This window comes from Ruegeria sp. SCSIO 43209, assembly GCF_019904295.1.
GTDB lineage: Bacteria > Pseudomonadota > Alphaproteobacteria > Rhodobacterales > Rhodobacteraceae > Ruegeria.
In genome coordinates this window covers 2,716,031-2,730,777 of sequence record NZ_CP065359.1, presented here as the reverse complement: position 1 = coordinate 2,730,777, position 14,747 = coordinate 2,716,031, and the positions used below count along the sequence as shown (strand labels likewise).

The following is a 14,747-nucleotide window of genomic DNA, read 5'->3' as shown; positions in this document are numbered from 1 at the left end:
CAATGTTCAAAACGGGGGGCGGTCGGATGACAAAAAGTGACGACAACCTCACGGACCCTACCAAAAGACTCAATAATGCACCCAGATGCACAGCAACGGCAAAGTCTACCGGCCAACGCTGCAGCGCGCCTGCAGTTCAAGGTTGGAGTGTGTGTCGCATGCATGGGGCTAGAGGAGGGCATGCTGCGGGGCCAAGTCATCCGTCTTGGAAACATGGGGGACGGTCGAGAGGAACCGAGGAAATGCGCAAGACGATCAATGAACTTATCCGCACTGACAGGGAACTGCAGAAATTGATCGACTGACCAGGCACTGCCTCGCAAGCAAGGCAAAGCAGTCATTCGAGCGAAGTGCTCGGATGGCCGCTTCGAGCCCAAAGTAGACGTGCTTTAATATTTGTGGCAACCTACTTCGATTACAAAGATCAGATTGTTTCTGTTTGTTTGCGTCAAGAGTGTGTGGGGTGCGAAGTGTCGAATTGGATAAAGATTGAGTATTCGTTTGAAAGTGTAACGTATCAAAAAATTGAAGTTTTTGATGATCAAACGGGAGAGTTAATTTCATCTACGGGTTGGGATGGAGAGCTAATTTCAGAACTAGTTCCTATCGATTACAACGGACAGACGTTTTTCACACCTTTTCAAGAGATTAGATACGCTAATGGTACTGGGCTAAGCGGGTTTTCCCCAGAAGAGCTTCCCTATTCTGATAGGGTCGTAAATGCAGGGTTATTTGGGCCTGTGGATGATTTCAACAATCTGCTTCAAGAATTTTATTATTCCTCCGACCGTATTAACGATTATCGCGACCTTGGCGACGATATTACCGAGGTAGTTTCAACCGTTAACGCTGTAGTGGTTTCTGCTCAGATAACTGAAGAGCATGACGCAACCGCATTCGCACCAGATCTAACCCCTACCTATTCTATTCCTAGATTCGGCGAGACGGCGGAATTTGGTAACGAGACATATCGCCAACTTGGTAGTACGAACGGGCTTACCAATGGTGACGCCGTGCAAGGTGCCGTTCGCGATGGTCTATTGATGATATACGGACCCCAGATTCCCGGTCCTGACCAGAACAATTTTTCAAATTCCATACCTGACTATATCTGGGTCCTAAGCGACGAAAGCTATATACCCGGCGAACCATACCAAGGCTTCCCTGAAATCGTGCGGCCACCTGAGACTGGTGACAATGTTGTAGATTTTGCTTCAATTGCAAACGCAACGAATACTCAATTAATGACTACTACGTGGCGCTCCGGTACCAATCTCAATGACATCGTCACATTGCCCACGCTAGAGCAAGCGCAATCCATTCGAGACGTCTACTACAGGTTGGGAACAGCGGTAGAGTTTATTAGATATGAAGTGCTTGGCCATGAAGAGTTTCGAGGCAGAGATGGTAATGATCGCATAGATGCATCAAGCGCCGAACCCATCCCCTGGTATCTTTATGGGCAAGAAGGCAACGATACTATTATTGGAAGTTCATCAAATGATTTTCTTTTCCTAAGCACCGGGGAGAACACACTTACCGGAGGACTAGGCGCGGATCACTTCGCGGCCTATGAAGAAGAAGCGCCCGGAACAGGCCTATTCGATGAACTATTCGGCACCGACACAATTAAGGACTTTAGTCGCGAGGACGGCGACAAAATTGATTTGTCCATGTGGGACGCACAGCCTTTTCAATCGGGAAATCAGAATTTCACGTTGAAACCCGACGGCTTTACGGGGCAACGGGGCGAAGTGGTACTGGAGATTGATCCAGAAATTGGCACTACTTGGAATGTCCTTATCGACACAAACGGAAATGGCGAAGCGAACCATAGGTTAATCGTCGAAGAAGTATCCGAATTGACTCTTTCTGATTTTGTAGGTGTGGAAGGACTCATCAGCATTTCGATGGCCGATCAGGTTGCCAATGAATCCAGTGGATTTCTGGAGTTCAATGTAGAGCTCAGCGACGCCTTTGACACCGGTATTCTTGTTCTGGACCTAGTCCAACTCTATGACGGATCAATGCCGGCGATGAATGGCGGCGTCGCACTTGGAGATATAAGTGAGTGGTCGGATTTTCGAACCGCCGAAACGGCCACCAGGAAAATCACTATCCAGGCAGGACAAACTTTAAGTGAATTGGTCAGGGTGCCAATCGTAGACGATCCCGTAATCGAACCAGACTCCGAAATCGTATTTGGTCTGGCAATCAATATTACTGAATCAACGGCACAGTTAGAACAGTTTGACGTAACCGGACAAGCTCTTCCCGGTAGTGTGCTCGACCCGTTTTCTGGTGATGTCTTTGATCTAGTTTATGGAACAATAACCGATGATGATGCTTCCGGGAATGACCCACTCCAAACCAGCAGGACGAATATCACTTTTGAACGTAATGGGTTTCAAGTTGATCAAGACTTAGAGCGTTATCTGGAGAATGATTTATTTGCTGCTGCCGCACGTGTTTATGAAGCCAACTCATATGTTCCAGATCTGGAGATTGAACTTGTCTATACCATTGCGGACATAGCTGGAGATTCAATTGCCGAAGCAGACCAGGTCGATAGTCCAGTGAGACTTGAAATTAGAAGTCCGATCAATGGTGGCGTTGGCGAGCGGTTCGTGCCTCAGGCCCTTTACGAGTATGTGACTAATACAAATACCGCCGATCCAGACATGCGAATACTTATTGATCCGACTAAAGTACCAGCTTGGTACAGTGGAGCAGGTGGTCCCAATGAAGCATCTCGGCAACTACCGTCTTATGATATGGCTACGGTGTTTACACATGAAATCTTGCACGGCCTCGGAGTCGGAACAGTGTCGTACCCGTGGGATTTTCATATTCAGGAAGAAACGAACGATCAGGGTCAGGGTGAAAGTTATTTTCTGTTGACCGACGAGTCGAATGAGGGAACAGCCCTCGTTCGTACTGAACTTGACAAAAAGCACCTGTATTTCGGCACTGACTCGTTGATAACTGCAGGATATGGAGGCCCGAATGAGACTTTGTCCGGGATCGATGTCGCGGTCCTTGAAACACTGGGGTACAGGGATGGTGGTCCAGCTTGGAGGGTCGAGGAAGCCAATTCACCAGAAGAAATTGAAGCGACCGAAGAAGTAGAAGAGTTTGATCTAGACTCAGCTGATGGCGAAGAGACCGTCCGAGGGAATGCAGAAGAATTGGACGGAGATAGCCTTAGGAACTTTGACACATCTGACAAGCTTGTAGTGGAAAACTCCGCCTTTTCTAGAAAAGATGTGTTGGTCACGTTTGGCTCAGCAATTTTGGACATCGACTCTGATCAGGACGGCGATTTTGATACGCGGGTCACGCTAGAGGGGAACTACTCTGACGGTGATTTCATGGCTGTCGCATTTGAGGATGATACTACCATCACATTTGAGAACCTACTGCCCGAACTTGCTGAGGGGAAAGCAGTGGACCCAAGCTTTGTTAACGGTGTGATCAATCAGCTCTTCCTGACATCCAATGGTGGCACCCAATTTGAGATCGACATCGTCGATCTTGGGTTTGCGGGATACGACAACGTCGTTGGCCTATATGAGATCGATGAAGCTGGTACTTTGATAAACGCTCGCGTGCTGTTCGACAACGCCAATGATCCAGGTGAAGATGCTATTCTTGTTGAAGGTATCGACGCTGGGAATACGCTTGGCTTCTTTATTGTCCAAGATGGTGCAGACTGGTTGGCTGGCTTGGGAGAAGCCGATGAATTCAACTTCGTCAATTCAGCTGGTGCAGTTGCAACATTGGACGATGGTGCAGATATCTTCTTGGCCATAAACGGTACAACAACAGACCAGATTGTCTACCACAGTTATGATGCTGACATGAATCGAGACGGAGTCCAACATTCCCTTTCGGGCGTGGCACCGGGTGGTGAGTCAATTATTTTGGGTTTTGAAGACCTCACGGGTGGCGGCGATCAAGACTATGAGGATGTCGTTCTAGAAATTGTTCGCGCAACCGACGCCTTTGATTTCGTCTGAGTTCCAAAAACTCTCAACAGCTTAGCAGATGCATATGCGCAATCTGATAGCCCTAACGCGAGGAGCGAAATCCCCGAAGAGTTTCCAGGGAAATTGTCGAATGCACGCTTTGTCCGCGAAGCGGTCGTTTATGCAGGCCAAAGGTGCTGCGATGGGGCTAACGGCGGCGTCGTCCGCAGAACAGGCGCATTACAACTCGGGTAGGCGCGCTTCTGGATCACCTAGCAGGCGGCCCGGCTTTATGCCCTGATGGCAAGCGCTGACGGCCCTTAAATCAACTTCTTTCAAATCTAAGCTCATCCCACGAAGCTTAATTCAAAGAGTGTTTGCGAGCAAACTTGTGCATTTCGTTGGCGACCAAAAGCCTTCTGAGTGCCCGACCGCTTTGGGCTCGAAGCAGTCGTTTACTGCACTTTGCGCGAGCGTCTGTTACATTACGTCTTACCGGTCGTTCAGTCATACTCGAACCTGAGGCTTTGAAACGCCAGAACCTATGCGCAGTGTGGTATATTTAGTGGTATGAGTCTTATATTTGGTATATTAATCAAAATTTAACAGATAGTTAAAAAAAATATATAGTTGCTCCTCGGTCCGCCACTGGTTTCCTTGTCAGGCGACACATAGTTCTGCCACCAGCGACAGAACCTTTCCATTTTCGCCTCACATCCTTCCATCCAGCACCTAGACCGGTTTCAATGATCCTGACTTCTCCATTGGGAAAATCAGGGCTGATTTGCAGATCAGTCGCCGAAGGCGCCTGTTCCTGCTGATCTGCCACGTGGCGAACGCGGATGGGGGCGAGGCAATGCTATTCGACAATAGTGGTGCGGCTCGCAGGCGTAGCCGAGGACACGGTGTTGTCTAATAGGGTTGCCCGAGGGGGAAGGCAGCGCCTTGCCCCTGATGGCCAGGGGCGTCTGGCTTGTCCAAATCCCGCTGCCCCAAAACAGGTGCAGCGGAGCAGGCTGCGCGAGTACTGTTTGCGCAAGAACGCGTTGTTATTCTAACGAAACGGACGGAAAGCTGTCATTCGCTGCATCTGCAATGGGGAGCTTTCTCCAGCACAAAGCAGACATTGAATTTCGTCAAAGGCAGGGTGGATAACACTTAGGCGCGAGGAGGCCCGCAAAAACCAATGGTCGGCTATCCAAGAAGAGGCTTCGTGTTTATCTAAAACTTAAGCGTCGCCAAGGTTCACAATTTGAACTTTCCGGGGAAAAGCCCGCCCAAGAATCTTCTTATTAGATCAACAGAGCGACGTCGCGAAAATCCCTGCATATCAGTAAGATAGTTCACCCACATACCTTCCAGCAATGCCAGCGTTCCGCTGGCAGCATCGTCAACCAAGTTTGGGTCACGCCCGGTTTGTTGCGCTATCTCCAAAAACGCAAGCCTCAAGGTTTCAACAAGTCTGTAATCCTGAGTGCTGCTGTAACGGGCAATGCCTGGGTGTGAGCTTGCGATACCTCGGAAAGCATGCCAGATTTTCGTACTTCTTGGATTCAGCAAAGCTTCGGACAGGTCCGCCTCGATAACAGCCATCACTCGGTCTTCAGGCGATGCATCCAAGCCAAGATCGGTCAATCTGTCCATCTCAGCATAATACTGGGTGCTGAAATGTTGGGCTGCCGCCGTCAACAAATTGTCTTTCCCACCAAAATGCAAATGGATCATTCCGCGTGATAAACCGGAACGCTCGCAGATGCGGCTGACCGACGTATCGGTAACTCCAATATCAGCAATAGTGTCCAATGTTGCCATGATCAGAAGCTGCCTATTGGCCTCTGGGTCACGCTTCGAACTACGCTTTCTTCCTTTGAACTCTGTCGCCTTATTCAATGATTCCATTAGCTTAGGGCCTTCTAATTCGGGCGGTTCACAGGAAGATTGACACGAAAGGCCTTTCTGGCGCAACATTAAATGGACGATCGTCCATTAGTGGCTCGTAAATCCAAGAAGGGGATATGGTGATTTTTCGCAGTGAAGCGTCCCGGGGTTTTACCCTTAGCGCACCGGCCACGGCTTACGTGGGGTTTCTGGTGGCAGCGCCTTTAGTGATCTTGATTGCGTATTCGTTCTGGACCCAAACCTACGTAACGCTCGACAAGTCACCGACGCTGAAAAACTATAGCGAGGCTTTTGCTGATCCGCTGGTTCGACACTTAATGCTAAGGTCAATCTGGATTGCCGGAGCAGTTACGGTAGTCACTGTCGCACTGGCCTATCCCATCGCGTACTTTATCGCGATGAAGGCCCGGAAAAAGACCATCTGGCTTTTGCTCATCACCATTCCGTTCTGGTCCAGCTATCTGTTGCGTGTGTTTGCCTGGAAACTCATCCTTGGGTTCAACGGGGTGATGAATTCTGCGCTGCTGATGCTTGGTCTGATCGACGAACCGCTCGACTTCTTGCTCTATAATGAATTCGCTGTCGTACTGACGCTTGCCCACGCCTGGGCACCTTTTGCGATCCTGCCGATCTATGTCTCGTTGCAGAAGATCGATCCGAGCCTGTTGGAGGCCGCCACCGACCTCGGCAACAGCCCTTTGCAACGCTTCATGCGGGTGACGCTGCCGCTGACGATCCCGGGGATAATTGCTGCTTGCCTGATCATCTTCATCCCCACTGTCGGTGACTATGTGACCCCGGCACTCGTCGGCGGATCGGACGGGAAGATGATCGCCAATCTTATTCAGGTGCAGTTCGGCGCCGCCAACAACTGGCCCCTCGGCGCCACGCTGTCGCTGATCGCAATGCTGTCGGTTGGTTTTGTCGCCATCGTGTTTGTCATTACCGCCACCCGGCTTGGGAGGCGGATCAAATGAGACGTCCTTCAACCCTGACAGCCTACGCTTTCCTCTACCTGGTATTTTTGTACCTGCCGGTCCTTTTCCTGCCGTTGTTCTCGTTCAACAGCGGCACAATCGTTGCCTTTCCGATCAAGGGTTGGACGCTGGACTGGTATCGCAAGCTGGGCGAGCAGGATACGTTGATCCAGGCCCTTTGGAATTCGCTTGGCGTCGGCACGGTCGTTGCAATTCTATCCACGGCTATGGGGCTTTTTGCCGCTCGCGCCTTTGTTCGCTATCGATTTAGGGGTCAGCGTGCGGCTGAAGGGCTGGTGATGCTGCCTTTGGTTATTCCGGGCATTATCGTGGCCTCGTCAATGCTGGTCCTATTTCTGTTTCTCGGTCTCAAACCGTCTTTGCTGACCGTTGTTCTGGGCCATACGTTCCTCGCCTTACCGTTTTCAGTTTCGATCTTGAAATCTGCCTTTGATGACTTTGACGCATCGCTGGAAGAGGCATCTTACGATCTGGGCGTCGGCGTGTTCGAAACCTTCCGCCGCGTGACGCTGCCAGTCGTTTCCCCCGGTATCGTAGCCAGTATGCTGGTCACTTTTACGGTCAGCTTCGATGAGTTCGTCCTAGCCTTTTTCCTGTCAGGCAACCAGCCAACCCTCCCGGTCTATATCTGGAGCCAGATCCGTTTCCCCGCCAAGCTTCCCAATGTGCTGGCGCTTGGCTCCATCTTGCTGCTCACCTCGGTTCTGCTTTTGGTATTGGCCGAGTATTTCCGCCGCCGCTCATCTGCATCAGAGGTCCGATGACAGTCAGAAATATCATAGAACTCAGGGGCGTCGAGAAACGCTATGGCACTTTCCTAGCGGCTAGCGGGATCAATCTCGATCTCAAAGAGGGCGAGTTTTTCTCACTCCTCGGCCCATCGGGATGTGGCAAAACCACGGTATTGCGGATGATCGCGGGATTCCAGGAACCGACCGAGGGCACCGTGCTGATCGATGGTCAGGATATGGAAGGTGTCCCAGCCAACAACCGACCAACAAACATGGTCTTTCAAAGCTACGCCATCTTCCCGCACTTGAACGTTGGGAACAACGTGGCCTATGGACTACGGGGCAAGGCACCCAAGGCTGAGATCGACCAGCGCGTAGCAGAAGCCCTAGAAATGGTCGAGCTGGGCGGCCTTCAGGATCGCGGCGCAAGTGAGTTGTCGGGTGGGCAGCGGCAAAGGGTGGCGCTCGCGCGCGCGCTGATCATGCGACCCAAAGTGTTGTTGCTGGATGAGCCCTTGTCGGCGCTCGACAAGAAGTTGCGCGAACAGATGCAGTTTGAAATGCGCAATTTGCAGCAATCGCTTGGTATCACCTTTGTGATGGTCACACACGACCAATATGAGGCGATGACCATGTCAGATCGTATTGGCGTGATGTTTAACGGACGGCTCAAGCAGGTGGACACACCAACCACGCTTTATGCCCGTCCTTGTGATCAGCAAGTGGCCAGTTTCATCGGTGAAATGAACATACTGCCTGCTCAGTTGCTGGGTGAAACCGGCGATATGTTGTCGATCGACGCAGCCGCCTTCGGGCGGATTGAGATCGAGAAAAATCCCAACGTTGTAACCAGCAGTAAAGACATGAACATCGGTATTCGCCCGGAACAATTGGAAATCTCTGCTGAAAAGCCCGAAGACTACCCGTCAACGGTCCAAGGCACTGTCAGCAACGTCGCCTTCTACGGCGAGAACATTCATTACCACATTCAAGTGGCGGGAGCTGAGAAACCAATCTCGGTATCTGTTCCGAACTATTTTCACACGGTCGATTTCAAGCGCGGAGACGTTGTTTGGCTGGGGCTTCAGGGGGCCAGCGTAATCGATCTTGGTACAGACACAAAGTAAATCAGTGGGAGGATAGAATGAGACTTAAGGGAATTGCGGCCTTCGCATGTGCGACGGCGATTAGTACGGGAAGTGCCAGTGCCAATGGCGCTGATCTTACGGTTTTTGACTGGTCGGGATATGAAGATCCCGGGTTCTTTGCCAGCTACATGGAAAAGTACGGGAATGAGGCGCCAAGCTATTCTTATTTCGGGAGTCAGGAGGAAGCCTTTACGAAACTAAGTTCGGGTTTCACAGCTGATCTGGCGCATCCTTGTTCCGACGCGGTCCGGAAATGGGTCGCGGCCGATTTGATCCAACCGCTGGACGAAAGCAAGCTGACAAATTGGGCCGATGTGCTGCCTGAGATCAAGGAAGTGGACGCCATCGTACTGGACGGCCAGCTTTACATGTTGCCGTTCGAGTGGGGGAACACGGGCCTTATCTATCGCACCGACAAAATCTCAGGCGATGACATCTCGCTGCAACTGCTGGCTGATCCGGCCTATGCGGGCAAGATCGCCATCCCGGATGCTGCATCGTCTGCATATGCCTTGGCAGCGCTGGCTACTGGAAATGCCGACAATTACACGAATCTGAGTGACGAACAGTTCAAGGAAGCATCTGATTTCCTGCGCTCGATCCACCCGAACATGCGCTTTTACTGGTCAGATGCGGGTCAGTTCGATCAGGCTATGACCAGTGGTGAGATCGAACTGGGCTGGGCCTGGAACCAGTCCGAACTGAACCTGATCTGGAACGAAGTGCCTGCCGCCATGATGCGTGACGTCGACAAAGGTATCGCGACCTGGGCGTGTGGCTACGTGCATCTGAAATCGTCGACGACACCTGTCGATCAGGTCTACGATCTGTTGAACGCGCTCTCCGATCCTGCCAGCGGCCAGTACATCATCGACAATTGGGGCTACCCACATTCCAACGCAAAAGCGTTCGAAATAGCCGATCAAGCCAACATCGAAGCCTATGGGTTCTCGGATCCAAAAAGCTTCTTCGAAGGCAGCTTGTTCTTTGATGCGGTGAATCCCGAGCTTGAGGCGAAAATGCTGTCTGAATTCGAACGGATCAAAGCCGGCTTCTGACACAACTCCATTTCCGGGGCCTTTCGGTTCCGGATCCCAAATACAGGATAACGCGTGAACATGTTGGACGCGAACCCATATGCTCTGCTTTTTGAACCGGTCCAGATCGGTCCCGTGACAGCCAGGAACCGCTTCTATCAGGTGCCCCATTGCACTGGGCTGGGGCACCTCCGTCCACGGGCGGATGCTGCCGTTCGTGGGATGAAGGCCGAAGGCGGGTGGGCGGTGGTTTCAAATCAGGAAACTGAGATCCACCCAACCTCAGACTTGTCTCCTTATGCCGAGGGACGGTTATGGGACGGTCGCGATGTGCCCGCGTTGCGGTTGATGACGGATGCGGTACACGCGCATGGTGCGCTGGCGGCCATCCAGCTGGTGCACAATGGCAACCATGCGCAAAACCTGCTGACCCGCGCGCCGGTTCTTGCACCTTCCGAGATGTCCGTCGATACGACGCATCCCAAGCAGGCGCAGGCCATGGATAAGTCCGATATTCGCGAATTCCGCCGTTGGCACCGCGACGCCGCCTTGCGCGCTAAAGACGCAGGGTTCGACATCATTTACATCTATGCCGGACACAACATGACACTGGCGCAGCATTTTATGTTGCCGCATATGAACCAGCGTAGTGATGAATACGGCGGGTCGCTTGAAAATCGTGTGCGCCTGACACGCGAATTGCTGGAAGACACCCACGAAGCGGTGGGTGACAGCTGCGCCGTGGCGTTCCGCTTTGCCATTGACGAGATGATGGGCGTCAGCGGCATGCAGGCCGCGGAAGAAGGCCGCGCCGTGGTCGAGCTTTTGTCTGACCTCCCGGATCTCTGGGATGTGAATGTAGCCGACTGGTCCAATGACAGTGCGACGACCCGTTTTCAGCCAGAAGACGGATATCAGAACGCGCTTCTGTCACACGTCAAACAGATCACCCGGAAACCTGTGGTTGGTGTCGGGCGCCTGACATCCCCCGACATGATGCTGTCGATGGTCAAAAAGGGAATTGTCGACCTTATCGGAGCCGCACGACCTTCCATCGCGGACCCGTTCATTCCGAAAAAGATTGAAGAGGGCCGCATTGACGAAATCCGCGAATGCATCGGCTGCAATATCTGCGTTTCATCCGACAATTTGGGCATCCCGATCCGCTGCACTCAAAACCCCACGATGGGCGAGGAATGGCGACGCGGTTGGCACCCCGAGATCATCGCGCCGAAGAAGAGCAGCGCGGATACTTTGGTCATTGGCGGTGGCCCTGCAGGTCTTGAATGCGCTACGCAGTTGGCAAGGCGAGGATATCAAGTAACCTTGGCCGAGGCGTCAGCCGAATTGGGCGGGCGGGTTACGAAGGAAAGCAGACTTCCCGGCCTCGCAGCTTGGTCCCGCGTCGTCGACTACCGCCTGAATGACCTAAGGCAGCGCGGCAACGTTCAGCTGTTCACTGACAGCAGACTTGATGGCGATCAGGTGGCAGAGCTAGGCGTCGAACACGTCTTTGTGGCCACCGGCAGCCATTGGCGCACCGACGGCATCGGCCGTAGCACACAACGCCGTATGCCTCAGATCGAGCAAAGCGCCAAAGTGTTGACGCCTGATGACATCATGAACGGTCTTCTGCCTCCGGATGGGCCGGTGACGATCTATGATGATGACCACATCTATCTGGCAGGGGTGATCGCCGAAAAACTGGCAACCGCGGGATACCAGGTGGTTTTTGTCACGCCGGAGAGTTTGGTCTCAGCTTACGCCGTCAATACTTTGGAGCAGCCGCGCATTCAGGCCCGCCTGATCGAGCTCGGCATAGACATTCGCTGCAATCAGGTGCTGACGGCGGTTGAAGGTGGCATGGCACGCATCGGTTGTGCCTTTACCGGTCGCGAAACGGATATTCCGTGTGCCTCGACAGTTCTGGTCACCGAGCGCCATCGGGAGACAGCGCTTTATGACAGCTTGCGCGGTCTCGGGTTGAAGACCCTTGAACTTATTGGCGATGCCGCTTCTCCGGGACTGATCGTCGACGCAGTCTTCGCAGGTCACCGTGCCGCCCGCGACTTTGAACGCCCCGAGGCAGAAGCAGACAAGGACTGGTTTCGCCGCGAGATAATCGATTTGGAGGAAACGTGATGAACAGCCGACCGTTTGAGTTGGATGCGTTGATAGCCTCGCACCAGTACGGCCACGCCTTACCGCGCGGTTTCTATACCTCGCAAGACATATATAATTATGACATCGCCCAGGTCTGGAACCGCAACTGGCTTTGGGCGGGGCATGCCAGCCAAATCCCAAACCCCGGTGACTATTTCCTGTTTGACTATGGCCCGGAGAGTATCATCATTGTTCGCGATCGTGAGGGCGGAATTTGCGCCCATCTGAATGTCTGCCGCCATCGGGGTTCTCGCGTTTGCACCGAACAGTCCGGCAACGCCCGCGTTCTTGTTTGCCCCTACCACGCCTGGACATATGAGCTATCGGGTAAACTTCGTGCGGGCCACAATATGGGGGAACACTTTGACCCATCCAAATTCGGGCTTTTTCCCGTTCAGGTGAGTGTCTTCAAGGGCCTGATCTTTGTCTGTGCCGATGCGAACACACCATCGCTTGAGCCTGTCCTCAACCAGCTTTCGCCGCTTGTCGAGCCCTATGGCTTTGACGATCTGAAAATCGCGCATACGGCGTCATTTCCCGTTCCAGCGAATTGGAAACTGGCGGTTGAGAACTATCTTGAGTGCTATCACTGCGGGCCAGCGCACAAAGAGTATTCCCGTTCTCATAGCCTGAAATCCCCGCAAGACATGGCTGGTTTGGTTGAACCGCTAAAGGCAAAGGCTGTGGAAGCCGGGCTGTCACCTGATGAGTTGGCGCTTGTCGGCGACGCTGCGCCCACCCCGTTCACCAGCGGGTACTATCGGCGCTATCCACTTTATCCAGGCTACAAAACCGGCAGCAAATCGGGAGAGGCGCTTGCGCCATTGCTTGGAACGTTGAAAAGTTTCGACGGTGGCGCAACTGACTTTGACATTGGTCCATTGAACTGGTTCCTGATCTATTCGGATCACATGGTCGGCTACCGTTTCATTCCACGTGGTCTACAGGAAACCGACATTCAGGTGGTCTGGCTGGTTCGCGCTGATGCTGAAGAAGACCAGGATTACAACATGGAAGACCTGACCTGGCTTTGGCGTGTCACATCTATGGATGACGAACGTATCATTCGCCACAACCAGTCCGGCGTAAATTCTCAATACTTCCAACCGGGCCCCTTGGGCGAGATGGAAACCTCGATCCAGGACTTCTACGATTTCTATTTCAACATGATCAGCCCGGAACCAGAACAAAGGATGTCCGGTCATGGCTGAGGCAAAATCACGCCGTCGCGGTGGTGGCGGGCGCGCCGCGCGCATAAAGGTGCAACAGGCGACCACGGGCAATGAGGCCGTACGTGGAGGCCTAAGTGGCGGACGCTATAAGCCGTTGACCCAATCAGATATGGAGAACATCCACCAAGCGGCCCTGACCGTTCTGGAAAACACCGGCGTTACCGACCATTTTCCGGAACTGCTTGATCTGGTGCTTCCCAATGGCGCGGTGATGAATGACCTCAATCGGCTGTGCTTCCCCCGTGCCCTGATGGAAGACATCCTGGCTGGTGCTGCCAAGGAGTTTTACGTCTATGCCCGCGGAGAGCGTGAAGGCAAAGACGACATGCATTGCTCGGCAGAGAGCGTTTACTTCGCCAACTCTGGAACCGCCGTCACCACCTTTGACTCGCACACCAAGTCCTATCGCCCATCGGTTCTGCGTGATGTCTATGACTTCACCCGTCTGGTGGACCGTTTGGACAATATCCATATGCTGGGCGACACAGTCTTGGCCACCGATGTGACCGATGATTTCGCCCACGATATGAACACCATATATGCAATGCTCGCAGGCAGCCAAAAGCCCGCCTGTCTGACCTTTCGCGACCGCAGTCATATCCCCCATGCCATCCGCATGTTTGATTTGGCTCAGGGTGGCGAGGGGGCTTTTATGAAAAAGCCAAGCGTCATTTTTGGCGGCTGTCCCATGGTTTCGCCGCTGCGGATCGGCAAGGAAAATATGGAAATCCTGATTGATACCGCCAAACTTGGCCTGACAGTCGATCTGGCTGTGCCTCCGCAGGCCGGGGCTACAGCCCCCGCGACGCTTGCGGGAACACTGGTTCAAACCGTGGCCGAAACGTTGGCCTGTGTTGCGATCGTGAACCTCATCACACCAGGTTGTCCTATCTGCTTTGCTGCCTGGCCCTTTATCACCGATCTGCGCAGCGGGTCGTTCACCGGAGGCAGCGGCGAACAGGCCCTGATCGGGGCGGCAGCCATTCAGATGGGCAATTTCTATGGCCTTCCCACATCCGTTGGCGCAGGCATGACCGACGCCAAAATTCCCGATGCGCAGTACGGGTTGGAAAAGGCGCTGACCTTCACACTTGCCGCCCATGCTGGTGCAAACCGTCTGTGCGAGTTCGGGGGTATGATTGGCAGCCTCATGGGATGCAGTTTTGAAAGCATGGTTATCGATGACGAAGCGGGCGGGATGATCCTGCGATCGATACGCGGAATAGAGGTAACGGATGAAACCATGGCAGTGGATGTGATCCACCAGTGCGCCATCGATCCTGGTCACTTCCTCGGCAACCCACACACGCTGAACTATATGAACAGCGAGTTCGTCTACCCGCGGCTTATGGATCGTGAGCGTACAGATACATGGGAAAACGAAGGCAAAACTGATCTGATGGACCGCGCCCGTGACAAGGCTAATTCCATTCTCGACAACCATTTCCCCAACTACTTCGGTGCCTCAGACGCTCAGGTTCGTGAAGAGTTCCCAATTGTGATGAGCGCAGAAAGCATGGCCCGCCGTGGATAATTCAAACGCCAAGCAATGGGACAACGATCACTTCCTG

At 53.0% G+C, this 14,747-nt stretch carries 9 protein-coding genes; 8 read left to right on the top strand and 1 reads right to left on the bottom strand.

Annotated elements, in window-relative coordinates; genetic code table 11:
• The first annotated feature begins 398 nt into the window (after nucleotides 1–398).
• The gene (locus I5192_RS13625) at nucleotides 399–4,019 is read left to right on the top strand and encodes a DUF4114 domain-containing protein (RefSeq protein WP_223117073.1); all 3,621 of its coding nucleotides are present in this window, start codon (nucleotides 399–401) and stop codon (nucleotides 4,017–4,019) included.
• A gap of 1,194 nt (nucleotides 4,020–5,213) precedes the next feature.
• On the opposite strand, the gene I5192_RS13620 is transcribed toward I5192_RS13625, so the two are convergent.
• The gene (locus tag I5192_RS13620; protein ID WP_255611879.1) at nucleotides 5,214–5,867 is read right to left on the bottom strand and encodes a TetR family transcriptional regulator C-terminal domain-containing protein; all 654 of its coding nucleotides are present in this window, start codon (nucleotides 5,865–5,867) and stop codon (nucleotides 5,214–5,216) included.
• A 116-nt stretch (nucleotides 5,868–5,983) separates the two neighbouring features.
• Between I5192_RS13620 and I5192_RS13615 the strand changes: the two genes are divergently transcribed.
• From I5192_RS13615 to I5192_RS13585, 7 genes are read left to right on the top strand one after another with little or no spacing between them, the layout of a single operon-like run.
• The gene (locus I5192_RS13615; RefSeq protein WP_170465245.1) at nucleotides 5,984–6,844 is read left to right on the top strand and encodes an ABC transporter permease; all 861 of its coding nucleotides are present in this window, start codon (nucleotides 5,984–5,986) and stop codon (nucleotides 6,842–6,844) included.
• A complete protein-coding gene (locus I5192_RS13610) occupies nucleotides 6,841–7,629 on the top strand; it encodes an ABC transporter permease (protein WP_170465243.1) in 789 nt (262 codons plus the stop codon). The genes I5192_RS13615 and I5192_RS13610 overlap by 4 nt, the downstream gene beginning before the upstream one ends.
• On the top strand, nucleotides 7,626–8,723 hold the full coding sequence (locus I5192_RS13605) for an ABC transporter ATP-binding protein (protein WP_170465241.1): 1,098 nt from the start codon (nucleotides 7,626–7,628) through the stop codon (nucleotides 8,721–8,723). Before I5192_RS13610 ends, I5192_RS13605 begins: the two co-directional genes overlap by 4 nt.
• A gap of 17 nt (nucleotides 8,724–8,740) precedes the next feature.
• Nucleotides 8,741–9,802, top strand: coding sequence for a PotD/PotF family extracellular solute-binding protein (locus I5192_RS13600; protein WP_223117072.1), 1,062 nt, complete (start codon nucleotides 8,741–8,743; stop codon nucleotides 9,800–9,802).
• A 60-nt stretch (nucleotides 9,803–9,862) separates the two neighbouring features.
• A complete protein-coding gene (locus I5192_RS13595) occupies nucleotides 9,863–11,923 on the top strand; it encodes an FAD-dependent oxidoreductase (RefSeq protein WP_170465237.1) in 2,061 nt (686 codons plus the stop codon).
• Nucleotides 11,923–13,155: an aromatic ring-hydroxylating dioxygenase subunit alpha gene (locus I5192_RS13590; protein ID WP_170465235.1), complete on the top strand. Its 1,233-nt coding sequence runs from the start codon at nucleotides 11,923–11,925 to the stop codon at nucleotides 13,153–13,155. The genes I5192_RS13595 and I5192_RS13590 overlap by 1 nt, the downstream gene beginning before the upstream one ends.
• Nucleotides 13,148–14,710, top strand: coding sequence for a trimethylamine methyltransferase family protein (locus I5192_RS13585; protein ID WP_223117071.1), 1,563 nt, complete (start codon nucleotides 13,148–13,150; stop codon nucleotides 14,708–14,710). Before I5192_RS13590 ends, I5192_RS13585 begins: the two co-directional genes overlap by 8 nt.
• The last annotated feature ends 37 nt before the right edge of the window (nucleotides 14,711–14,747 follow it).